Origin of the sequence: Comamonas sp. (assembly GCF_009360615.1) — a bacterium.
Taxonomy (GTDB): Bacteria; Pseudomonadota; Gammaproteobacteria; order Burkholderiales; family Burkholderiaceae_C; genus Comamonas.
The window spans coordinates 22,391-44,698 of the sequence record NZ_SPEY01000006.1; the positions used below are offsets into that span (position 1 = coordinate 22,391).

17 protein-coding genes and 1 tRNA gene are annotated in these 22,308 nt (G+C 65.0%); 10 read left to right on the top strand and 8 right to left on the bottom strand.

The genetic code is table 11. The features are described from left to right. The first annotated feature begins 3 nt into the window (after positions 1-3). From fdxH to E2583_RS01240, 6 genes are all read left to right on the top strand, one after another. A complete protein-coding gene (fdxH, locus tag E2583_RS01215; RefSeq protein ID WP_003055535.1) occupies positions 4-933 on the top strand; it encodes a formate dehydrogenase subunit beta in 930 nt (309 codons plus the stop codon). Then, positions 930-1,556, top strand: a complete 627-nt coding sequence (locus E2583_RS01220) for a formate dehydrogenase subunit gamma (RefSeq protein WP_043002964.1) — start codon at positions 930-932, stop codon at positions 1,554-1,556. Before fdxH ends, E2583_RS01220 begins: the two co-directional genes overlap by 4 nt. A gap of 101 nt (positions 1,557-1,657) precedes the next feature. Next, positions 1,658-2,626, top strand: coding sequence for a formate dehydrogenase accessory protein FdhE (gene fdhE / locus E2583_RS01225; RefSeq protein WP_291592431.1), 969 nt, complete (start codon positions 1,658-1,660; stop codon positions 2,624-2,626). A gap of 88 nt (positions 2,627-2,714) precedes the next feature. Continuing rightward, positions 2,715-4,154 (top strand): L-seryl-tRNA(Sec) selenium transferase, encoded by a 1,440-nt coding sequence (selA, locus tag E2583_RS01230; RefSeq protein ID WP_291592433.1) that lies wholly within the window; start codon positions 2,715-2,717, stop codon positions 4,152-4,154. Positions 4,155-4,249: 95 nt separating this feature from the next. Further along, positions 4,250-6,175: a selenocysteine-specific translation elongation factor gene (gene selB, locus E2583_RS01235; RefSeq protein WP_291592435.1), complete on the top strand. Its 1,926-nt coding sequence runs from the start codon at positions 4,250-4,252 to the stop codon at positions 6,173-6,175. 182 nt (positions 6,176-6,357) lie between these two features. After that, positions 6,358-6,453, top strand: a tRNA-Sec gene (locus E2583_RS01240). 17 nt (positions 6,454-6,470) lie between these two features. Here E2583_RS01240 and E2583_RS01245 read toward each other — a convergent pair. After that, complete coding sequence (locus tag E2583_RS01245) at positions 6,471-8,159, bottom strand: long-chain fatty acid--CoA ligase (protein WP_291592437.1); 1,689 nt, start codon at positions 8,157-8,159, stop codon at positions 6,471-6,473. Between the two features lie 172 nt (positions 8,160-8,331). Here E2583_RS01245 and E2583_RS01250 point away from each other — a divergent pair, with 172 nt between their 5' ends. Next, entirely contained in the window at positions 8,332-8,844 is a 513-nt protein-coding gene (locus E2583_RS01250) for a pyridoxamine 5'-phosphate oxidase (protein WP_291592439.1), read from the top strand. 30 nt (positions 8,845-8,874) lie between these two features. On the opposite strand, the gene E2583_RS01255 is transcribed toward E2583_RS01250, so the two are convergent. From E2583_RS01255 to E2583_RS01265, 3 genes are all read right to left on the bottom strand, one after another. After that, positions 8,875-9,354: a hypothetical protein gene (locus tag E2583_RS01255; protein ID WP_291592440.1), complete on the bottom strand. Its 480-nt coding sequence runs from the start codon at positions 9,352-9,354 to the stop codon at positions 8,875-8,877. 20 nt (positions 9,355-9,374) lie between these two features. Continuing rightward, positions 9,375-10,832, bottom strand: coding sequence for an MBL fold metallo-hydrolase (locus tag E2583_RS01260; protein WP_291592442.1), 1,458 nt, complete (start codon positions 10,830-10,832; stop codon positions 9,375-9,377). A 262-nt stretch (positions 10,833-11,094) separates the two neighbouring features. After that, positions 11,095-11,958, bottom strand: coding sequence for a MurR/RpiR family transcriptional regulator (locus E2583_RS01265; protein ID WP_291592444.1), 864 nt, complete (start codon positions 11,956-11,958; stop codon positions 11,095-11,097). A gap of 197 nt (positions 11,959-12,155) precedes the next feature. Between E2583_RS01265 and E2583_RS01270 the strand changes: the two genes are divergently transcribed. The 3 genes from E2583_RS01270 (at position 12,156) to E2583_RS01280 (ending at position 15,158) form a co-directional block, all read left to right on the top strand. Beyond that, a complete protein-coding gene (locus E2583_RS01270) occupies positions 12,156-13,496 on the top strand; it encodes an aspartate aminotransferase family protein (RefSeq protein WP_291592446.1) in 1,341 nt (446 codons plus the stop codon). A 71-nt stretch (positions 13,497-13,567) separates the two neighbouring features. Beyond that, entirely contained in the window at positions 13,568-14,434 is an 867-nt protein-coding gene (locus E2583_RS01275; protein ID WP_291592610.1) for an amino acid ABC transporter substrate-binding protein, read from the top strand. A 28-nt stretch (positions 14,435-14,462) separates the two neighbouring features. Beyond that, positions 14,463-15,158 carry an aspartate/glutamate racemase family protein gene (locus E2583_RS01280; RefSeq protein WP_291592448.1) on the top strand — a complete coding sequence of 232 codons (696 nt, stop codon included), beginning with the start codon at positions 14,463-14,465 and terminating at the stop codon, positions 15,156-15,158. 158 nt (positions 15,159-15,316) lie between these two features. On the opposite strand, the gene E2583_RS01285 is transcribed toward E2583_RS01280, so the two are convergent. The 4 genes from E2583_RS01285 to E2583_RS01300 form a co-directional block, all read right to left on the bottom strand. After that, entirely contained in the window at positions 15,317-16,780 is a 1,464-nt protein-coding gene (locus E2583_RS01285) for an efflux transporter outer membrane subunit (protein WP_291592449.1), read from the bottom strand. Positions 16,781-16,793: 13 nt separating this feature from the next. Then, on the bottom strand, positions 16,794-20,024 hold the full coding sequence (locus E2583_RS01290) for an efflux RND transporter permease subunit (protein ID WP_291592450.1): 3,231 nt from the start codon (positions 20,022-20,024) through the stop codon (positions 16,794-16,796). 22 nt (positions 20,025-20,046) lie between these two features. Continuing rightward, positions 20,047-21,279 (bottom strand): efflux RND transporter periplasmic adaptor subunit, encoded by a 1,233-nt coding sequence (locus tag E2583_RS01295; RefSeq protein WP_291592451.1) that lies wholly within the window; start codon positions 21,277-21,279, stop codon positions 20,047-20,049. 180 nt (positions 21,280-21,459) lie between these two features. Next, positions 21,460-22,284, bottom strand: a complete 825-nt coding sequence (locus tag E2583_RS01300; RefSeq protein ID WP_291592453.1) for an alpha/beta hydrolase — start codon at positions 22,282-22,284, stop codon at positions 21,460-21,462. Positions 22,285-22,308 lie beyond the last annotated feature (24 nt).

Sequence of the window (22,308 nt, forward strand, 5' to 3'; positions counted from 1 at the left end):
CTGATGTCCTCTACCATGTCTCTCGATATCAAGCGCCGTTCGGCGACGACGACACCCGCACCCAGCGCACGCGGTGCGCATGCGGGTGAAGTCGCCAAGCTGATCGACGTCTCCAAATGCATTGGCTGCAAGGCTTGCCAGACAGCATGCATGGAGTGGAACGACCTTCGCGACGAAATCGGCACAGTGGCCGCTGGCGTCTACGACAACCCGACGGATCTGACGTCGGAATCGTGGACCGTGATGCGCTTTGCCGAGTACGAAAACGAAGCCACCGGCAACCTGGAGTGGCTGATCCGCAAGGACGGCTGCATGCACTGCGAAGACCCGGGCTGCCTCAAGGCCTGTCCATCGCCTGGCGCCATCGTCCAATATGCCAACGGCATCGTGGACTTCCAGCAGGACCAGTGCGTGGGCTGCGGCTACTGCGTCACGGGCTGCCCGTTCAACATTCCGCGCATCTCCAAGAAGGATCACAAGGCGTACAAGTGCACCTTGTGTTCGGACCGCGTGGCCGTCGGCCAGGAACCCGCCTGCGTCAAGACCTGCCCGACCGGAGCCATCCAGTTCGGCACCAAGGAAGCCATGCAGGAGCAGGCCTCCCGCCGTGTCGTGGACCTCAAGGAACGCGGCTACGAAAAAGCAGGTCTCTACGACCCGCAGGGCGTGGGCGGAACACACGTGATGTATGTGCTGCACCATGCGGACAAGCCTTCGCTGTACAAGGGCCTGCCGGACGACCCCAAGATCAGCCCGATGGTGTCCCTGTGGAAGGGCGTGGCCAAGCCCCTGGCCATGGCCGCCCTGGGTGCAGCGGCTGTCGGCAGCCTGTTCCACTACATCACCAAGGGTCCGAACGACGTGTCCAAGGACCTGGAAGATGAGATGGAGCGCAAGGACGCCGAAGCGCAGAACAAGGAGAACGGCCAATGAAACGCAACCCTCGCGACCTCGTGCGCTACAACGCATCGGAGCGCGCCAACCACTGGGTGGTGGGCATTTGCTTCATTTTGCTGGCCCTCTCCGGTCTGGCGTTCTTCCATCCCGCCTTCTTTCCGCTGACCCAGCTGTTCGGTGGTGGCCCCTGGACGCGCATTCTGCACCCCTATATCGGGGTGGTGATGGCCTTGTTCTTCGTCATCATGGCCTGCCGTTTTGCCAAGCTCAACATCGTGGAGCCCCGCGATATCGACTGGCTCAAGAACGTCAACAAGATGATCGACGGCGACGACCACGACATGCCCGAACAAGGCAAGTACAACGGTGGCCAGAAGCTCCTGTTCTGGGGTCTGGTGATCGGCATGGCGCTGATCACGGTCACCGGCGTGCTGATGTGGCGCGCCTGGTGGACGCTGCCCGTGGGCGTGGTGCGTGCCGCTTCGGTGGTGCATGCCATCGCTGCGGTATGGATGATCGGCCTGATCATCATGCACGTCTATGCGGCTATTTGGACCCGCGGCACCATCCGCGCCATGTTGTATGGCACAGTGACCCGAGCCTGGGCCAAGCAGCACCATCGCGGCTGGTATCGCAAGATGACTGGAGACAACGACTGATCCATCAGTCCTTGGACAACGTCACCTAGACACGTGTTGATTGCCGCCGGACGCCCTCCTCTGGGCGTGCCGGCGGCTTCCGTTTCGAGATCCCTATTTCTATGCAACAACGCATTCTTCAACCCGGCGAAATCGAAGCGCTGGACAAGACCAGCTTCCCCCGCATCCTGCTGCCTCAGGTTGCCAGCCTGTTTGCCGATCGCGCTGCGCGCCTGCGCCAGCTGTCGCAAGGCAACCCGATCGCGGATTACCTGCACTTTGCCGCCAAGATCGTGGACGCCCAGCATGTGGCAACGTCCAGGGTGGAGCTTGAGCCGCTGGACCGCAGCAGCATCGAGCGTGCGCAGCAGCATTCCATGCCTCTGCTGCCCGCAGCGGACCACATCGATCCGGCCTGGCATGCCGTACTGGACGCCATGCTGGACACCCTGGGCGGCGACCAGGGCCTGCCGGCGCCGCTGCAGCCGCTGATCAGCTCCTTGCGCGGCCTCAGCCTGCAGGAGCGCGACGAGATCGCCCGGCGCCTGCTGCAAAAGGAAGTCGCTGCCCGCCATATCGGCATGGCACCCTTCATCATGGCCGCGCTGCAGGTGGTCTTTGCCAAGCGTGCAGCAGCCCTGCAAGTGCAGGACGTGCCCTATACCGAACCCGCCACCATCTGCCCCGTGTGCGCCAGCGAACCGGTGGCAAGCGTCATCCGCATCGGCGCCAAGGTTGCCGGACACCGCTACGCCCATTGCGGCACTTGCGCCTGCGAATGGCATATGGTGCGCGTCAAGTGCACACACTGCGAATCGACCAAGGGCATCCACTACCAGGGCATCGACGGGGCCGGAGAGGAGGTTCTGGCCGAAACCTGCGATGAATGCGGCAGCTACCGCAAGGTCGTCAACCAGGAGAAAAACCCCATGGTCGAGCCTCTGGCCGACGATTTGGCAAGCCTGATGCTGGACTTGCTGATGAGCGAAACCGGGTTCCAGCGCGCCAGCGCCAATCCTCTGCTGTATGTGGCCGTGGCTGAAGAAAAGCAGGACGGGGCCGATCACCCGCTGGTGGACCCCGCTGAGTGACCCTGCCGGCGCCCAGCACCACCATAATGAGGGCGGCAGGACTTCCTGCCGCCTTTTCCATTTCCCGAAGACCCGAACTAGCCAGGCCATGAGCAATATCGCAGCGACTGCCCCCGAAATCTCGCACCCCTCCCAGCTTCCCGCCGTGGACAAGGTCTTGCTCGCGGTCGAGATGCAGGCATTGCGTCAATCCTATGGACTGGACGCCTGCACCAAAGCCGTCCGGGACGTGCTGACAGGGCTGCGCCAGCAGCTTCTGGGTGCTGGCGATCAGCCCGGGCAGACCGTGCAGGCCGACACCGGCAGCATCGTCCGGACCGTGCAGCGCCAGCTTCAGGCCCGGTTCGCGCCACGCCTGCGGCCTGTCTTCAATCTCACCGGCACGGTGCTGCATACGAATCTGGGCCGCGCACTGCTGCCCCAGGCTGCCATCGACGCCGTGGTACAGGCCATGAGCGCCCCCGCCAATCTGGAATATGACCTCGACGACGGCGGCCGCGGCGATCGCGACGACCTGGTCGAGTCCCTGATCTGCGAGCTGACCGGCGCCGAGGCTGCCACCATCGTCAACAACAATGCCGCTGCCGTGCTGCTGGTGCTGTCCACCATGGCCTCGGGCAGGGAAGTCGTGGTATCGCGCGGCGAACTGGTGGAAATCGGCGGCGCCTTCCGCATTCCCGATGTCATGACCCGCGCCGGTGCCCGGCTGATCGAAGTCGGCACCACCAACCGCACCCACGAGAAAGACTATGCAGAGGCCATCGGCGAGAACACGGCCGCGCTCATGAAAGTGCACTGCAGCAACTACGCCATCACCGGCTTCACCAAGGCGGTGAGCGACGCTGATGTTGCCCGTATTGCGCACGACAGCAGCCTGCCCATGATCGTCGACCTGGGCAGCGGCACGCTGATCGACATGCGCGACTGGGGCCTGCCCCATGAGGTCACGGTGCGCGAGACGGTCGAGTCCGGCGCCGACATCGTCACCTTCAGCGGCGACAAGCTCCTCGGAGGCCCGCAGGCCGGCATCATCGTCGGCAAGCGGGAGCTGATTGCCCAGATCAAGAAGAACCCGCTCAAGCGCGCGCTGCGCGTGGGCAAGATCACGCTGGCGGCGCTGGAGCCCACGCTGCGCCTGTACCTGAACCCCGAAAAGCTGGCCCAGGAGCTGACCACACTGCGCCTGTTCACGCGCCAGGCCGCCGACATGCAGACTCAGGCAGAGCAGCTGCAGCCTCTGCTGCAGCAGGCACTGGGCCAGGACTATGTGGTGGAGGCCGCAGCCATGAACAGCCAGATCGGCAGCGGCGCCCTGCCCGTGGAAAACCTGCCCAGCTTCGGCCTCAGGATTTACCCGGCCAGCGGCAAACAGGCAGGTCGCCAGCTGACCCGGCTCGAAGCGCGCTTTCGTGCCTTGCCCCGGCCCGTGATCGGGCGCCTGCATGACGACGCCCTGTGGCTGGATCTGCGCTGTCTGGAAATCCCGGCGCAGGCCCTGTTTGCCGCGCAGCTGCCGCTGCTGGCCTGAGCCAGTCCCATGACTGCGCCCCGTAAATCTATATAAAAACACCTTGCATCGCTTGATACACAAGCGCCAGCAGCTATCAAAACCATAAGCAAACCATGATCATCGGAACCGCAGGCCATATCGACCACGGCAAAACCACGCTGGTGCGTGCGCTCACGGGCGTGGAAACCGATCGCCTCAAGGAAGAGAAAGCCCGCGGCATCTCCATAGAGCTCGGTTATGCCTACAGCCCGCTGCCCAATGGCGATGTGCTGGGCATCATCGACGTGCCGGGCCACGAGAAGTTCGTCCACACCATGGCCGCCGGTGCCGTGGGCGTTGACCACGCCCTGCTGGTCGTGGCTGCCGACGACGGCGTCATGCCCCAGACCATAGAGCATCTGGAGATTCTGCAGCTGCTGGGTGTCAGGCGCGGCAGCGTGGCGCTGACCAAGGTCGATCGCGTGCTGCCGCAGCGCATTGTCGACGTGCACCGGGAAATCAACGCCATTCTCGGCGTCACTGCGCTGGCGGGCAGTCCCATCTTCGAGACCAATGCCGCAGAACCCGGCAATGCCGGCGTAAAGGCCCTGCGCGAACACCTGCAGGTGCAGGCCCAGATGATGCAGGCGCGCCCCCGGGACGGCCTGTTCCGGCTCGCCGTGGACCGTGTCTTCACGCTGCCAGGCCAGGGCACGGTGGTCACGGGCACGGTCTTCAATGGCCAGGTACGAGTGGGCGACACGCTGGCACACTCGGCCAGCGGCCGGACCGTGCGCGTGCGCAGCATTCATGCCCAGAACCAGAGCAGCGACAGCGGCGTCGCCGGCCAGCGCTGCGCACTGAATCTGGCAGGCATAGGCAAGGACGAAATCGAACGCGGCGACTGGATCATGGACCCGCGCCTGCAGCAGGCCACGGACCGCCTCGACATTCATCTGCACCTGCTCAGCGAAGCGCCCTCGCTGGCTCAGTGGACGCCCGTCCATGTACACCTGGGCACCAGGCGTACCACCGGCCATGTGGCCCTGCTGCAGGACGAGGCCATAGAGCCCGGCACCGAAGCCCGCGTGCAGCTGGTGCTGGATGCGCCGGTCTTCGCCCTGCCTGGCGACCGGCTGATTCTGCGCAACGCCCAGGCCAGCCGCACCATCGCCGGCGGCATGGTGCTCGACCCCTATGCACCTAGCCGCAAGCGCCGCAGCGCAGAGCGCATGGCCTACCTCGACGCCATGGAGCAGCTCATAGCCCGCAGTGACTTCAGGCCGCTGATCGCACAGGCCCCGCACGGCATTGCGCGCTCGCAGCTGGTGCGTCTGAGCGGCCATGCCTTCCCCGAGGCCAGCCTGGCCGACACCATCCAGTTGCCCATTGCCGGCGGCGATGCCCTGGTGCTTGGCAGCGAGCGCTGGCAGTTGCTGCAGACCCAGCTCATCGACAGCCTGGCGCGCTTTCACGAAAAATCGCCCGACGAGCCCGGCGTCAACGCGGCCCGGCTGAGGCGCATGGCCTTGCCCGGCCTGCAGCAAAGCAGCTACGACGCGCTCTATCAAGGCCTGATCGATGCACTGCTCGGCAGCCAGCAACTGGCCAGCACCGGCGCCTGGCTGCATTTGCCGCAGCACAGCGTGCAACTGAGCAATGCCGAGCAGACGCTGGCCGAAAAGCTGCTGCCCGCCATCACGGCAGGCCGCTATGACCCACCCTGGGTGCGTGATCTGGCGCGCGACCATGCCGCAGGCGAAGAGCTGGTGCGCCAGCTGCTCAAAAAGCTCTCGCGCCAGGGCCAGCTGTTCCAGGTCGTCAAGGACTTGTTCTATGCACCGGCGCGCATGGATGAACTCGCGGCCCTGGTTGCCGACATCGCCGGCCGTCACGCCAGGGGCGAGGTGGAAGCCAGCGTATTCCGCGACGCCACCGGTCTGGGCCGCAAGCGCGCCATCCAGATTCTCGAATTCTTCGACCGCACCGGCTACACGCGCCGCGTGCGCGACGTCCATCTGCTGCGCCCCGATGTGCATTGGAATAGCACGCCGCGCTGATCCTGCAAGGAAAGCAGATAGCAATCAGCCCAGGTTCCTTATGCAACCTGCGCAACAAGCTATCAAATCAGAATAGCGGGGCATGAGGCCTTGTCGTGCGGTTTGTCATCAGGTGACAGATTGCTGGCTACAATCGCAGTCCTATCTTCTACAAGAGTGACTGTTGCCACTCTTGGCTCAAAGGAAGGCAATCGTGCCCGGTGGCGCGGCCGGGCTTCAAACCCGGTGGGGGGCGTCAGCCGCTCCCGGGTTGGTTCGACTCCAGCTGCTTTCCGCCACTCCCCTTCTCAGGTATTCAAACTGCAGCTTCCTGCTCCTGCAGCATTCGCCACATCACCTTGCCGCTGCCGCTCTTGGGCAAAGCCGTCACGAACTGCACCAGACGCGGTGCCTTGTAGACCGCCATATTGTCATGGCACCACTGGATGATCTGCTCTGCCGTCGTAGCCTCATGGCCGGCACGCAGCACGACTACGGCCTTGACGGTTTCCCCGCGATAGGCATCCTTGGCGGAGATCACGCAGGCCTCCTGAATGCCGGGGTGACGGAACATCAGCGACTCCACCTCGGCCGGCCACACCTTGAAGCCGCTGGCGTTGATCATGCGCTTGAGCCGGTCGGTGATGAAGAAATAGCCCTCCTCATCCACGCGCCCCAGATCCCCGGTGCGGAAAAAGCGTTTGCCATCCAGCTCCATAAAGCTCTGCTCGGTTGCTTCGGGGCGCTGCCAGTAGCCTTCGAAGACCTCGGGGCCGTTGACCACGATTTCGCCCTGTTCGCCCTGGGCCACCTCCTGCAGCGTATCGGGGTTGATCACGCGCGCATCGGTGCTCATGAAGGGGATGCCCAGGCATTGCTGCTTGGGATGGTCAGGCGGATTGCTATGCGTGGGTGCTGCAGTTTCGGTCAGGCCATAACCTTCGCAAAAGCGCAGCCCATATTGTTCCAGCAACCGCTGGGCCACGGCCTGGGGCATGGCCGCGCCGCCGCCCCCGATGTACTTGAGGCTGGACAGATCGAAAGACGCAAAGTTGGGACTGGCCAGCAGGTCTATGACCATGGTCGGGATATTGGTCCAGCTCGTGACCTGGTAGTGCGAGATCAGGCGCCCCGCCAGTTCACGCTCCCAGCGCGGCATGATGATCAGCGTCGCCCCCATGTAGATGGCGCTGTGCAGCACGGACACCATGCCGGTGATGTGAAACATGGGCACGACACCGAGCACCACGCTTTCGCTGGTGCCAGAACCCCAGATCGCACCGGAGATGGCGTTGTGATTGATGCTGCGATGCAGGTGCATGCACCCCTTGGGCTGGCCGGTGGTGCCGCTGGTGTAGGGCAGCACCGCCAGATCGTCGCGGCCCGCCGTGTGTGTCGGCGCCGGGTTGCGGCAGTCCAGAGCCTGCGTCCAGGCATGCACCTGGCCATGGACCAGTCTTGCGGCTTCGCGTTCGCCCAGCAGCCAGTTGCGCCAGGCTTCGGGCGGTGCATCCGGCCCCTGCACATCGGCATCAAAGCCATCGGTAAACCGGGTGACCAGCAGGTGCTGCAGTGCATCGGAAGGCTCCAGGGCATTGCTGGCCTTGGCCAGCTCCGGTGCCAGATCGGCCGTGGTGATGGCCACCTTCGCGCCCGAGTCGGTGATGTAGTGCTTGAGCTCCTCCGCCGTATTCATGGGATTGACCGGCACCACTACCGCATTGGCGCGAAAGATGGCGTAATGCGCCAGCACCAGCTGCGAGCTGTTTTGCATCAGCACGACGACGCGATCGCCTTTCTGCACGCCCAGGCCATGCAGATAGGCGGCCATGCGCTCGGTCCCTTCGCACAGCTGCCTGTAGGTCGTGGTGCGGCCCAGAAACACCAGCGCGGCCTTGTCCGGATAGCGTCTGGCATTGACGGCCAGATTCTCCCAGACGCTGGTTGCTGGAACGGTGATGGAATGTGGCAGCCGATTGGGCCAAAAATGGTGATGCGCGGGCATGAGTCAGGCAATCAGAAAGTCGGTTAAATCGTCCGGCTGGACTAATCAGTTCGCAAGACTAGGCCGGCCGACCCGGACCGGCATCCGGGATGCCCCCAGGAGCCGGTCACTCAGGTGACGGCCAGTGCAGCTCGCCCTGAGCCGGCATCACACCCTGGCTTACCATGCGCAAATGCCTCATGAATCCCGTCTGCAGCAGTCGCTGCGCCAGCTACTCGCCAGCCAGCGCACCGCCGCCCTGGCCGTTCAGCCACAGGCCGACTCGTCAGTGCCCGGGTATCTGCCGGCCCCGGGGCTGTCCCTGGTGCCATGGGCCTGGGATGGCGAATTCAGCTGCCTTGTGCTGCATGTCAGCGCTTTGGCCCATCACACACGGGCCATGGAACAGCATCCTGCCGTCAGCCTGCTGATCAGCAGGCCCGAGCCGGCCGGGCAAGCCGTGCATGCGCTGGAGCGCATCAGCATCCAGGGGGTGGCATCCACACCTCCACGCGACAGCGCCCTGTGGCAAGGTGCGCGTGCCAGCTATCTGGCACGCTTTCCCGAAGTGGAGCCCATGACGGCGCTGGGCGATTTTCGTTTTGTGTGCATCACGCTGCAAGGCGGCAGGCATGTCGCCGGCTTTGGCGCGGCGCGCGATGTGGACGCACACGACCTGACGGCCGCCCTGAACCCGGCAACCTAGCCTGCGCAGGCACGGCCAGCTTCGGCCAGATCAGGCCTGTCGCACATGCTTCGCGATCAGCGCCATGCAGGCCAGCGGCCGGCCCTGCACCAGGGCCTGCACATGGTCCTGCCAGATCTGTCCCTGCTGCTCCACGCCTGCCTCCACAAAGCGCTGCAGCATCTGCTGCGGATCCGCACAGACCTGATAGTCGTAGGGATTGCGCCGCAGACATGCCGCACGCAGATGCAGGCCCAGGGCCTCCCGAGTCACTGCCCTGCCCTGCAGCCGCTGCCACTGATGCAGCAGCTCATGGGCGAAAACGCCGGCCACCCCAGGATCGGCAAGCCGCAGCGGCTGATGCGGATCCTGCTGTTCAAAAAAGCTGCGCGGCAGATAGACGCGCCCGCCCCCCAGGGACAGCGCACGCCGGCGATCACCCAGGCGCCGCATATGCAAGCGCATGCCGGGCAGCAGCTCATCGAGCGCAGTGCCGAAAAGCCGCTGCACGAATCCGGTCTCGACCGGCATCAGGCTTCGCCGCCAGAACATCATGCGACAGGCCGCGCGCCAGTCGGATTCGGCATCCCCGGGACTTCCGGCACGCTCGGGAACTCGAAAACCTGGGCCGGCTTCGGAACCTGTACCGGGAAATGCAGGCGTTCGTGCAGCAGCGTGGCCAAGGCTTGGGCGGCATGGGGCTCGCCATGCACGACAAAGGTCTGCTGGGGTGGGCGGCTGAACGAGGCCGCCCACTCCAGCAGGGCCTTCTGGTCTGCATGGGCCGAAAAGCCGCCCAGGGTATGGATACCGGCACGAACCTCGACTTCTTCGCCCAGCAGGCGGACATGCCTGGCGCCATCGACGAGCCTGCGACCCAGCGAGCCGTCGGCCTGAAAGCCGCAGATCACCACTGCACACTCGGGCCTGGAGAGATTGTTCTTCAGATGATGCAGCACCCGCCCTGCGTCGCACATGCCGCTGGCCGAGATGATGACCGCGCCGCTCTTGATGCGGTTGAGCTTGATGGAGTCTTCCACATCGCTGATGAAATGGATGTGCGGCGACTCCTTGAGTCTGCGCACGCTGCCCAGCAGCTGCCTGGCCTCCTCGTCGAAGACACTGAAGTGCCGCAGCGTGATATCGGTGGCTGCAACGGCCATCGGCGAATCCACAAAAATCTCGACCGGCGGCAGGCGCTTCATCTGGATTAGCTGCAGAAAATGATAGAGCAGCTCCTGCGTGCGTCCCACGGCAAACGCCGGGATCACCACATTGCCATGACCGACCGTGCGCGAGACCACATCGACCAACTCCTCCAGGGTATCGCCGGTACTCTTGTGCATCCGGTCACCATAGGTGGACTCGATGAGCAGCAGGTCGGCGTCCGGGATCGGAGTGGGATCGCGCAGAATCACGCGCCCTGGCTGGCCCAGATCGCCGCTGGCCACCAGCTTTAGCGTACCGCCCAGGCCGTCTGCCAGCCAGAGCTCCGCTATGGCCGAGCCCAGAATATGCCCGGCATCCTGAAAACACACGGTCACCGCAGGATGTGCCTCGAAGCGCTGCCCGTAGGCAATGGCATGAACCTGCTCCAGCGTGCTCGCCACATGGGCCAGCGAATACAGCGGCGCAGTCAGCTCGCGCTCGCGCCCCTTGCCCTCACGCTGACGCCGCGCCGCACGCTCGGCGTCCACCATCTGGATATGGGCACTGTCCTTGAGCAAAACCTCGAGCAGGTCCTTGGTGGCCAGCGTGGCATAGATTGCCCCCTTGAAGCCCCGGGCCACGAGCTTGGGAAGCAGACCGCTGTGGTCGATATGCGCATGGGTCAGAACGACGAAATCCAGACTCGCAGGGTCGAACGCAAAAGCTTTCTGATTGTGCTGGTCGGCCTCACGCCCCCCCTGGGCCATGCCGCAATCGATCAGAAACCGGCAGCCATGGGCCTGGACCAGAAAGCAGGAGCCCGTGACAGACTGCGCGGCACCGTGAAAAGTGATGTTCATGAAGCATCCATTGACGATCCACATGGACCGCCAATCAATCTAGCACCACTGGCGCCTGCGCCGCCAGAACCGAAAGTCCTGCCTTGATCTCCATCAGCTCAATCACAGCCACCCGTGCAGGCATCGCGTCAGTTGCAGCTCGCCGCCGGCCCGCTGCCGCTCCCTGCTTCTCCGGGACACCCCTGCGGCCGCCGCTGCGTCATGGCAGGCAAAGGGCCTTGCCGCGTCACGCAGAACCGGGCAGCCCACCTGCGCGACAGCGCTAGCGGCCTCTCCTGGATGCATCCACATAGGCACCTGACTCGAAAAGGTGTGCCTCCGCGCTCTCGATGCGGTCAATGACGGGCTGGCCCGCACGGCTGACCAGCAGTTCCAGCAACGACTCCGTCAATGCCATGCCGGAAGTGATCGACGGGAAGAATGAAGGACTCTGCGTCGAGAAAAGAAGTGTCGCATCTGCCTGAAGCGACAGCGGCGAGGCATCGCTGTCGGTGACGGCGATCACCTTGCAGCCGGCACGCTTTCCGGCTTCCACCACCTGCAGCACCTCCCTGGAATAAGGCGCGAAGCTGACGACCAGGAGTGCATCCCCTTCTGTCATGGACCGCGTCTGCATCTCTAGAGAGCCGCCCTGGCCGTCGATGAGATGCACGGAGTTCCTGAAGAGCCGATAGACATAGACAAAGGAAAATGCGATGGGAAAGCAGGCGCGGAATCCCGCCGCATGAACGTTGGCCGCAGTCTCCAGCAAGGCGGCCGCGTCCTGCAACGCACGCCTGCTGTGTCTCTCGGTGAACTCGAGGTTCGCCTTGTGAACCTGAAATATCTCACCCGCCAGGCCCTGGTCAGCGGCGCGCTCCAGCAAGGAGCGGGCCCTCTCGCCGTACGCTTCGCGGCCCAGGCCCATTTCCTGTGCCATCGCCTGCTTGAGTTCGGGCCAGCCGGCAAATCCCAGCTGCTGCGCAAATCGCACCAGTGTTGCCGGACGCGCGTCCGCGCTGATACCCACGGTGCGCATCGAACTGGTGACCACTTCGTTGGGGTGGTCCAGCACGTATTTTGCAATCTGCTGAAGAGCGGGGCTCAGTGAGTTGAAGCGGGCTCGCAGCTCGTCTTTGACTGTCATGGTTGAGGACTCGATCGAAAGCGGTCCTCGCCAGGCGGTTGGCTCGAACGCTGATGGAACAAATGTTCCCAAAGCATACAACCCGACAAAACACCTCTTGACGAAACATTTGTTCCACACAATACTTTTTACAGAACATTAGTTCCAACCCAAGGCGAAACCGCCAGGCACCCGTATCAGTTTTCGGAATCTTCCCCATGACACATGTTTTTCACCGCCATCTGCGAACCGCTCCACCCGTTGCCGTATCGGCTAGCGGGATGCGAATACAGGACGCCGGCGGGCGCAGCTATCTGGATGCCTCCGGGGGGGCAGCCGTGTCCTCACTGGGGCACGGGCATCCTGACGTGATTGCGGCAATGCATGCCCAGATCGACGAACTCGCATATGCACACACCAGCTTCTTCAGCTCTCGGGCTGCAGAGGAACTCGCAGACGAACTGATCCGGACAGCGCCAGAGGGCATGAGCCATGTCTATCTGGTCAGCGGTGGTTCCGAGGCGGTGGAATCCGCCTTGAAGATGGCACGACAGTACTTTGTGGAAATCGGACAGCCTGAACGCACCCATTTCATTGCCCGGCGACAGAGCTACCACGGCAACACCCTGGGCGCCCTGGCCGTCGGGGGCAACGAGTGGCGCCGCGCCCCTTTCGCCCCCATCCTGGTGCCTGCCACGCATGTGGCGCCCTGCTACCCTTACCGCGAGCAGCATACCGAGGAAACCCCCGAGCAATATGGACAGCGGCTGGCGCAGGAGCTGGACATGGCCATCCTCGCCCAAGGTCCGGGGCGTGTCATCGCCTTCGTGGCGGAGACGGTGGGAGGAGCAACTGCAGGGGTGCTGACTCCGGTACCAGGTTACTTCAAGGCCGTGCGCGAAGTCTGCGACCGCCATGGCGTGTTGCTCATCCTCGATGAAGTGATGTGCGGCATGGGACGAACCGGGACGCTGCATGCCTGCGAGCAGGAAGGCATCAGCCCGGACCTGATGACCGTCGCCAAGGGGCTTGGAGGCGGCTATCAGGCCATCGGCGCAGTTCTTGCGAAAAAACACATCGTCGACGCCATGTCCCGCGGCAGCGGCTTCTTCCAGCACGGGCACACCTACCTCGGGCATCCCGTCGCCTGTGCTGCAGCACTTGCCGTCCAGCGCGTCATCCACCGCGACGGCCTGCTCGCCAAGGTGCGCAAAGACGGCGAATTCTTCGGCGCGCTGCTGCGCGAGACCTTCGCCGACCACCCTCACGTCGGGGACGTACGCGGTCGTGGCTTCTTCTGGGGCGTTGAACTGGTGGCAGACAAGGCCGGGAAACAGCCGTTCGACCCAGCGTTCAGGGTCCATGCCATGCTCAAGAAAGACGCCATGACAAGGGGCCTGCTGTGCTATCCGTTCGGCGGCACCGTCGATGGTGTCAACGGCGACCATGTGCTGCTTGCACCGCCCTATATCGCGAGCCGCGATGAGCTCGGGACCATTGCCCGCCTGCTGGCGGAGTCCGTGGATGCCATCACCGGACATGCCGCGATCGCGGCCTGAAGACCTCCCTCTCCACTCTCTGAATCAGGAATACCATGCGCTTCCATCTTCGAAACGTCGCGACTGCCGCCATGCTGGCCACAGCCCTTGTTCCCGCTCTGGATGTGCTCGCACAGGAGTCTCCGACCCTGAAAAAGATCAGGGAGAGCGGAGCCATCACCTTGGGGCACCGCGAGGCCTCGTTCGGATTCTCCTACATCTCCGATACCGCAACTCCCGTCGGCTACAGCATCGACATCTGCATGAAGATCGTGGAAGCCATCAAGGCCGAGTTGAAACAACCCAAGATCGATATCAGGTACCAGGTCGTGACCTCGCAGAACCGGATCCCGCTTGTGACGAACGGTACGGTCGACATCGAGTGCGGCTCCACCACCAACCTGGTGGAACGTCAGAAGGACGTCGCATTTTCGCCGGACATCTTCCGCTACAACGTGCGCATGGCCGTCAAGGCCAGCTCGGGTATCAGGAGCATTGCAGACCTTCAGGGCAAGGCGGTTGTCACCACCGCAGGAACGACGTCGTTCCGGCTCCTGCGTGAAGCCAACCGCGGCAAGGTGCTGGAGGTCACACAACTGTCCGGGAAAGACCATCTCGACTCCTTCCTGCTGCTGAATTCGGGGCGTGCAGCCGCCTTCGTTCTCGACGACATCCTGCTGGCGGGCCTGATCGCGAACACCCAGAACCCGAAGGAATTCATCATCACGGGCGAAAGCCTGCGCACCGAGAATCAGTCGCTGATGCTGCGCAAGGACGACCCGCAGTTCAAGGCGCTGGTAGACCGCGTGGTGGTCGGGATGATGAAATCAGGCGAAATGGAGACGCTCTACAAGAAGTGGTTCATGTCGCCTATTCCTCCGAAAGGCACCAACATCAACTACCCGCTCAACGCAGAGACCCGGGAAGGCTTCGAGAATCCTTCCTCCAAGGGCATCTGACCACCCTCAACATCCAGGCCCCCCGCACATGACACGGATTGCCCTCATTCACGCCCTGAGCCACTCGGTCGGGCCCATCAACGACGCATTCGAGCGCGACTGGCCACAAGCCGTGCGCATGAACCTGCTGGACGACAGCCTGTCGGCAGACCTGGCAAGAAGCGGCCACGGGCTGGACGCAGCCATGCACAGGCGCTTCGAGGTCCTGGCCGACTATGCCGTGGGCACGGGTGCCCAGGCTATTCTCTTCACCTGCTCGGCATTCGGCCCCTGCATCGGTGCGGTCGCGGCGCGGCATGCCGGCATCCCCGTGCTGCGGCCCAACGAGGCCATGGTGGCTGAAGCGCTGCAACAGCCCGGAAAGATCGGACTCATCGCGACTTTTGCCCCCACGCTGAAGTCGATGCCGCCCGAGTTCGGCCCGGATGCAGACCTCGTCACGACGCTGGCCGAAGGCGCTTTGCAGGCCATGAATGCGGGAGACCTGGCCCGCCACGATACGCTGATTGCAGCCCAGGCCCGTCGCTTGCGAGACCAGGGATGTGCCCGCATCGCGCTGGCGCAGTTCAGCATGGCAAGAGCACGAACCGTCTGCGAGCAAGCCTCGGGGCTGCCCGTACTCACCACGGTAGATAGCGCAGTGCGCGCACTGAAGAATGCGCTGTGCGGCCCCATCGCTGCGTGTGCTTCACAGGTCCAGAGCCACCGGTTTCGTGCCGCCTGAAGACTCCGCCATCGATGGCGAACCTGGTGATCCGGTGCCGAAAGGCATGACATGCCGAGGCCTGCCATCGGCAGACGCGGGCCACGAGCAAGCCGCGCCCGGGCTCGGATCAGGACAGGCCCGGATCCGAGTGATGTGGCCGCACCGAGTGCCCGGCCTCAGCTGCGGCTCGGCACGGGCTCGCCGCCATCCCAGCCCCCACCCAGCGCACGAATCAGTGCCACCGTGACCGTGTACTGCGCGGTTCGCACCTGCAGGGCCTGTCGCCGGTTGCGCAGCTCGTTGCGGCGGGCATCCAGCAGCTCCAGCTGACTCACCAGACCGTTGCGATAGCGCACATCCGAGAGGTGGGTGGCCCGCTCGGAAGACTGCACGGCCTGCCCCAGCACACGGGCCTGGTCCGAGAGCAGGCGCAATGCGCTGAGCTGATCTTCCACATCCCGAAAGGCCGCGAGCACCTGGCCGCGCTGGGCAGCCACGGCGGCCTCCAGACGCGCGCGGGCACCCTCTTCCTGCGCGGCGCGCTGGCCGCCATCGAAGATGGGCAGAGACAGCAAGGCGCCTATGCCCCAGGAGCGAGCCGACCACTTGAACAAATCTCCCAGCTCCGGCGAAGCATAGCCGCCGTTGCCCGTCAGGGTGATGGCCGGAAACCATGCGGCCTGTGCCACACCCAGGCGCGCCTGGGCGGCCAGCACCGACGCCTGGGCCGCCGACACATCGGGGCGGCGCGCCAGCACCGTCGCGGGCACGCCCGCCGGAATCATGGGCAGCGTCGCTGACTGCGCCTGCGCAGCCAGCGCAAAGCCGCTGGCCACATCCCCGACCAGTACGGCCAGCGCATGCGTGAGCGCCGCCTGCTGGCGCTCCAGCGCCAGCGTCTCGGCCTCGGTGGCCGAAACCTCGGTCTGCATGCGCGCCACGTCCAGCTCGGCCGCATCGCCGGCCCGGTAGCGCTTGTCGATCAGCGTCAGAGTCTCGCGATGGGCCGCCAGGCTCTGCTCGACCAGTTGGCGCTCGGTCTGCAGCGAACGCAGCTGCAGATAGGTCTGCGCCACATCGGCCTGCACCATCAGGCGGGTGCTCTGCAGCAAGGCCTGACGTGCATTGGCATCCTCGCGCGCCGCTTCGCTGGCGCGCGACAGGCGGCCGAACAGGTCCGCCTCGTAGGAGAAGTTCAAGCCGGCGGTGACCAGGGTTGCAGGCTGCATGCCGCTCGCGGCGTTCGCACCGGCCTGGCGCGCCGCACCGCCTGCGGCCGCGATCTGCGGCTGGCGCTGCGCATCGGCCGAGCGCAGCAGCGCACGGGCTTCGGCCAGACGCGCCGCAGCGGCCTGCACATCGGTGTTGGCATCACCCGCCCGCTCCACCAGAGCGCTGAGTTCCGCGTCGGCAAACACCCGCCACCAGGCACCGCGCGGCTGGGCCTCCGCCGGGGCGGCCTGCGTCCAGCCTGCGGCAGTGGCCGGGGCGCTGAAACTGGCGGGAACGGCAACGCCGGCGTGCTGCGCCACCTTGGGTGGTGCGCTGGCGCAACCCGCCAGCACCAGGGCCGCCGTCAGTGCGCTCAGGGACGGCATCAGGGATCGAATGACTTGTATCGTGTTCATATCGGAGTCCATGGTTGATCGGGGCTCATTCGTCATGGCCGCGCGGCGCAGCATGCATGGGCTGGGCCGAAGCGCCATGACCCGGCTCGCTGATGGGCGCCACATGGCTGCCATGCTGCTGCAGCGGGCGGTTGCCGGCCAGTCGGCGCAACACCACATAGAACACCGGCGTGAGGAACAGGCCGAAAGCCGTCACGCCGATCATGCCGGCGAACACCGCCACGCCCATGGCGCTGCGCATCTCGGCGCCCGCGCCCGTGGACAGCACCAGCGGCAGCACGCCCATCACAAAGGCCAGCGAGGTCATGAGGATGGGGCGCAGACGCAGGCGACTGGCCTCGATGGCGGCGTGCACGGGCGTGCGGCCGGCAAATTCCAGCTCGCGGGCGAACTCCACGATCAGGATGGCGTTCTTGGCCGACAAGCCCACAAGGACGATGAGCCCGATCTGCGTGAACACATTGTTGTCGCCGCCGCTCAGCCACACGCCCGTCATGGCAGCCAGAAGGCCCATGGGCACGATCAGGATGATGGCTATCGGCAGGGTCAGACTTTCGTACTGCGCCGCCAGCACCAGGAAGACCAGCAGAATGGCGATGGGGAACACCAGCACGGCGGAATTGCCAGCCAGGATCTCCTGGTAGGTCAGCTCGGTCCACTCGAAGCCGATTCCGGGCGGCAGGGTTTCGGCGGCGATGCGCTCGACGGCGGCCTGGGCCTGGCCCGAGGAAAAGCCGGGAGCGGGCCCGCCATTCACGTCGGCGGCCAGAAAGCCGTTGTAGCGCATGGCGCGTTCGGGCCCGAAGCTGGGTTCGAGCTTCATCAGCGCCGACAGCGGCACCATCTCGCCCGTGGTGGAACGCACCTTGAGCAGGCCCACGTCTTCGGCACGCGCCCGGTAGGCGGCATCGGCCTGGACGCGCACGCTGTAGGTGCGGCCGAACTGATTGAAGTCGTTCGCATACAGGCTGCCCAGGTAGATCTGCAGCGTCTCGAAGATGTCCGTCACGGGCACGCCGAGCTGGCGCGCCTTGGTGCGGTCGATGGCGGCATAGAGCTGAGGCACGTTGACCTGCCAGCTGGTGAACAGGCCGGCCAGCTCGGGCGTCTGGTAGGCCTTGGCCATGAAGGCCTTCACGGCCGCATCCATGGCGTCATAGCCCAGCGAGGCGCGGTCTTCGATCTGCAGCTTGAAGCCGCCGGTCGTTCCGAGGCCGGCCACGGGCGGCGGCGGGAACATCGCGATAAAGGCTTCCTGGATGCTGCCAAAGGCCTGGTTGAGCTGGCCCGCCACGGCACCGCCGCTCTGGTCGGCATGCGTGCGCTCGGCAAAGGGCTTGAGGGTGACAAAGACGATGCCCGAATTGGAGCTGTTGGTGAAGCCGTTGATGGACAGCCCGGGGAAGGCGATGGCGTCTTCCACGTTGGGATTGTTCTTGACGATCTCGCCCATGCGGCGGATCACGTCCTCCGTACGGTCCAGCGTGGCGCCATCGGGCAGCTGGGCAAAGCCGACCAGGTACTGCTTGTCCTGGGCCGGCACGAAACCGCCGGGCACCAGCTTGAACAGACCCCAGGTCGCACCCACCAGCACGGCGTAGATCACCAGCATCAGCGCCTTGCGGCCGATGACGCGTTGCACGCCGCCGCTATAGGCATCGGAGCCGCGACGAAACAAGGTGTTGAAGCGGCGAAAGAACCCGCCCAGCACCCGCTCCATACCACGCGTCAGTGCGTCCTTGGGAGCGTCGTGGCCGCGCAGCAGCAGCGCGGAAAGCGCAGGCGACAGGGTCAGCGAGTTGATGGCCGAGATCACCGTCGAGATGGCGATGGTCACCGCGAACTGGCGATAGAACTGGCCCGTCAGGCCGCTGATGAAGGCCAGCGGCACAAACACGGCCACCAGCACCAGGGCGATGGCGATGATGGGCCCGCTCACCTCCTGCATGGCGCGGTAGGTGGCCTGGCGCGGCGACAGCCCGGCCTCGATGTTGCGCTCCACGTTCTCCACCACCACGATGGCGTCGTCCACCACGATGCCGATGGCCAGCACCAGGCCGAACAGGCTCAGCGCATTGATGGAAAAGCCCAGCAGGTGCAGCACGGCGAAGGTGCCCACCACCGAGACCGGGACGGCCAGCAGGGGAATGATGGAAGCGCGCCAGGTCTGCAGGAACAGGATCACCACCACCACCACCAGGGCCACGGCCTCCAGCAGGGTCTGGATCACGGACTTGATGGAGGCCCGCACGAACTGCGTGGGATCGTAGGCAATGCGGAACTCCACGCCTTCAGGCATATGCTTTTGCAGCTCGGCCATGGTCGAGCGCACATTGGCCGAGATCTCCAGGGCATTCGAGCCCGGGGCCTGGAACACGCCCATGCCCACGGCGGGGTCGTTGTTGAGCAGCGAGCGCAGCGAATAGTCGGCCGCGCCCAGCTCCAGCCTCGCCACGTCGCGCAGGCGCGTCACGGCGCCGTCGGCACCGGTCTTGACGATGATGTCGCCGAACTCCTCCTCGGTCTGGAGACGACCCTGGGCATTGATGGACAGCTGCATGTCCACTCCGGGCAGGCCGGGCGAGGCACCGACCACACCGGCCGCAGCCTGCACGTTCTGGCCTCGGATGGCTGCCACCACATCGGCGGCCGAGAGACCGCGCTGCGCCACCTTCTGCGGGTCCAGCCAGGCACGCATGGAATAGTCGCCACCACCGAAGATCTGCACCTGACCCACGCCCTGGATGCGGGCGAGGCGATCCTTCACATTGAGCACGGCATAGTTGCGCAGGTAGTCGATGTCATAGCGTCCGTTGGGCGAGACCATGTGCACGACCATGGTCAGGTCGGGCGCGCTCTTGACCGTGGTGATGCCCAGGCGGCGCACTTCCTCGGGCAGGCGCGGCTCGGCCTGGGAGACGCGGTTCTGCACCAGCTGCTGAGCCTTGTCGGGATCGGTGCCCAGCGCGAAGGTCACGGTCAGAGTCATCACGCCGTCCGTCGTGGCCTGGCTGCCCATGTAGAGCATGCCTTCCACGCCGTTGATGGATTCCTCCAGCGGGGTAGCCACGGTTTCGGCAATCACCTTGGGATTGGCACCCGGGTACTGGGCACGCACCACCACCGAGGGCGGAGCGACCTCGGGATATTCCGAGATCGGCAGCGTTCGCATGGCGATCAGGCCTGCGAGAAAAATGAGCACCGACAGCACACCCGCGAAGATCGGGCGGTCGATGAAAAATCGGGACAGGTTCATGGTGTCGGGAAATGAAGGGTTCTCAGACCGTGGGTTGCTTGGCAGCACTGCGGCCCTCGGCCAGCTCGGCCTTGGCATCCATGGGCACGTCCTGAGGCGCGACCACCACGCCGGGGCGCACGCGCTGCAGGCCGTTGACGACGATGCGCTCGCCCGCCTTGAGACCTGAAGTGACCATGCGCAGGCCATCCACCGGCGCGCCCAGCTGCACCTCCCGGTACTCTGCCTTGTTGCCTTCGCCAATCACCAGCACGAATTTCTTGCTCTGGTCCGTGCCGACGGCGCGCTCGTTGATGAGCACGGCCTGGGTGGTCTGGGGCTGACCCATGCGGATGCGCGCGAACTGGCCGGCCATCAGCGTGCCGTCCACATTGCCGAACACCGCGCGCACGCGCACCGTGCCGCTCTTGGCATCGACCTGGTTGTCGATGAGCTGCAGATGTCCGGCATAGGGCGTACCGCCGCTGGTGCCCACGCCCATCTGCACGGGAATGCTCTCGATCACCGCGCGCGTGCCTCGTCCCTGGCTCAGGCCTTGCAGCGCCTGAGCCACGACCTGCTCGTCCGCGTCAAAACTGGCGTACATGGGGTCCACTGAAACCAGGGTGGTCAGCACCGGCGCTCCGGCCCCCGAACTCACGAGATTGCCCACGGTGACCTCGATGCGGCCAACGCGCCCGCTCACCGGAGCCCTGACCTGGGTGTAGCCCAGGTTCAGCCTGGCGGTCTGCAGCGCAGCCTGGGCGGCGCGCAGATTGGCCTCGGCCTCGCGCCGGGCATTCACCCGCTCGTCATATTCCTTTTGCGCGATCGCCCGTTCGTCCCACAGGCGCGTGGCGCGCTCGGACTCGCTCTGGGTGTAGGCCATGCGGGCCTTGGCGGCAACCACCTGGGCCTCGGCGCGGTCGACTTCTGCCGCGTAGGGAGCCGGGTCTACGGTGAACAGCAGGTCACCGGCCTTGACCAGCGCGCCCTCCTTGAAATGCACGGACTGAACCGCGCCCGAAACGCGCGGCTGAACGTCCACACGCTGCACGGCTTCGAGGCGACCGGAGAACTCATTCCACAGGGTCACGTCCTGCTGCAGGACCTGGGCAGCCGAGACCGGCACGCCTGCCGGGGCTGCTTGCGCAGCCGGCGCTTCGGCATGCGATGACTGCAGACCCAGCATGGCGGCGGTGGTTGCGATCACGGCGGCGGCAACGCCGACCGCGGCCCATCCGCGGCGGTGGGAGAGTTTGAAGTGCTCGTTCATGACAATGTCTTTGGTTCAAGGGTTGAAAGCGGCAGCAGCCCATCAGGCGGCAGGCAAGCCTCATCCCTTCCGGCGCCTTGGCCAGGAATCGAAGGGAAGAAGCGTGAAAAAGGCGCAGAGGCGTCCGGCCCGCCCCGGTGGACGGTTCCAGCTTGGCAGCCTCAGCGCAGCGTTGTCAGGTCAGAGCCGACATCGCGTGGTCTCGAAAAACGTGCGCAGTTGCCCTTCGCAGGGACAAATCTCGGGTGGCGGCTCCATCAGCGCCTGCGGCCACTGCCCGACTTCGGGAAACAGATGCAGGAAGACCGTCAATCCGGCAGCCTGCAGGCGTTCGGCGTAGTTCTGCGCCTCGTCGCGCATGGGATCCTCCTGCCCCGCCAGGATCAGCGTGGGCGGAAGCCCTGCCAGACGGCGGGCCCGCGCAGGCACCGCATACGGGTGCTCCGCATCGTGTGGACTGCTCAGGTACTGGCACCAGCCCGAAGCCCATTTGCACTCGACGGATTCACCCTGGGCAGCGCGCTGCGACGGAGTGGCTGCGCAGGGGTCCAGCATGGGCGAGATCAGGATCTGGCCTGCCAACGGAGGCTGCTGCTGGTCTCGCGCCATCATGCACACGCCGGCCGCCAGATTGGCACCGGCCTCCTCGCCGGCCAGATAGAGCGGAGCCCCCTTTCCTGCCAGCTTGGTGCGCTGCCTGTAGGCCCACAGCAGCACCTCGTAGCCCAGCTCCAGCGGACGCGGAAACGGATTCTCGGGGGCCAGCGGGTAGGCCAGCGACACCACACAGGCACCGGCAGTCGCCAGCGCGCTGCCGACGGTGCAACCGTTGTCCAGATCGCCAGCCACAAAGGCCCCGCCATGGAAATGCAGCACCAGGGGGACGACTTCACCGCGCCGCTTGCCGCCATACAGGCGCACATGGGCCTGCACACCGTCGCCCACGGAAATGGTGGTGTCGGTACGAGGAATCGGCTGCGATGCGGTGGCGGAGGTGTTTGACATGGATTTTCCGGACAGAACCGGGTG

Excerpts from the sequence above, each read along its gene's own strand:
- fdxH (WP_003055535.1), top strand. The coding sequence starts at position 4 with ATGTCCTCTACCATGTCTCTCGATATCAAGCGCCGTTCGGCGACGACG.
- E2583_RS01220 (WP_043002964.1), top strand. The coding sequence starts at position 930 with ATGAAACGCAACCCTCGCGACCTCGTGCGCTACAACGCATCGGAGCGC.
- fdhE (WP_291592431.1), top strand. The coding sequence starts at position 1,658 with ATGCAACAACGCATTCTTCAACCCGGCGAAATCGAAGCGCTGGACAAG.
- selA (WP_291592433.1), top strand. The coding sequence starts at position 2,715 with ATGAGCAATATCGCAGCGACTGCCCCCGAAATCTCGCACCCCTCCCAG.
- selB (WP_291592435.1), top strand. The coding sequence starts at position 4,250 with ATGATCATCGGAACCGCAGGCCATATCGACCACGGCAAAACCACGCTG.
- E2583_RS01245 (WP_291592437.1), bottom strand. The coding sequence starts at position 8,159 with ATGCCCGCGCATCACCATTTTTGGCCCAATCGGCTGCCACATTCCATC.
- E2583_RS01250 (WP_291592439.1), top strand. The coding sequence starts at position 8,332 with ATGCCTCATGAATCCCGTCTGCAGCAGTCGCTGCGCCAGCTACTCGCC.
- E2583_RS01255 (WP_291592440.1), bottom strand. The coding sequence starts at position 9,354 with ATGCCGGTCGAGACCGGATTCGTGCAGCGGCTTTTCGGCACTGCGCTC.
- E2583_RS01260 (WP_291592442.1), bottom strand. The coding sequence starts at position 10,832 with ATGAACATCACTTTTCACGGTGCCGCGCAGTCTGTCACGGGCTCCTGC.
- E2583_RS01265 (WP_291592444.1), bottom strand. The coding sequence starts at position 11,958 with ATGACAGTCAAAGACGAGCTGCGAGCCCGCTTCAACTCACTGAGCCCC.
- E2583_RS01270 (WP_291592446.1), top strand. The coding sequence starts at position 12,156 with ATGACACATGTTTTTCACCGCCATCTGCGAACCGCTCCACCCGTTGCC.
- E2583_RS01275 (WP_291592610.1), top strand. The coding sequence starts at position 13,568 with ATGCTGGCCACAGCCCTTGTTCCCGCTCTGGATGTGCTCGCACAGGAG.
- E2583_RS01280 (WP_291592448.1), top strand. The coding sequence starts at position 14,463 with ATGACACGGATTGCCCTCATTCACGCCCTGAGCCACTCGGTCGGGCCC.
- E2583_RS01285 (WP_291592449.1), bottom strand. The coding sequence starts at position 16,780 with ATGGACTCCGATATGAACACGATACAAGTCATTCGATCCCTGATGCCG.
- E2583_RS01290 (WP_291592450.1), bottom strand. The coding sequence starts at position 20,024 with ATGAACCTGTCCCGATTTTTCATCGACCGCCCGATCTTCGCGGGTGTG.
- E2583_RS01295 (WP_291592451.1), bottom strand. The coding sequence starts at position 21,279 with ATGAACGAGCACTTCAAACTCTCCCACCGCCGCGGATGGGCCGCGGTC.
- E2583_RS01300 (WP_291592453.1), bottom strand. The coding sequence starts at position 22,284 with ATGTCAAACACCTCCGCCACCGCATCGCAGCCGATTCCTCGTACCGAC.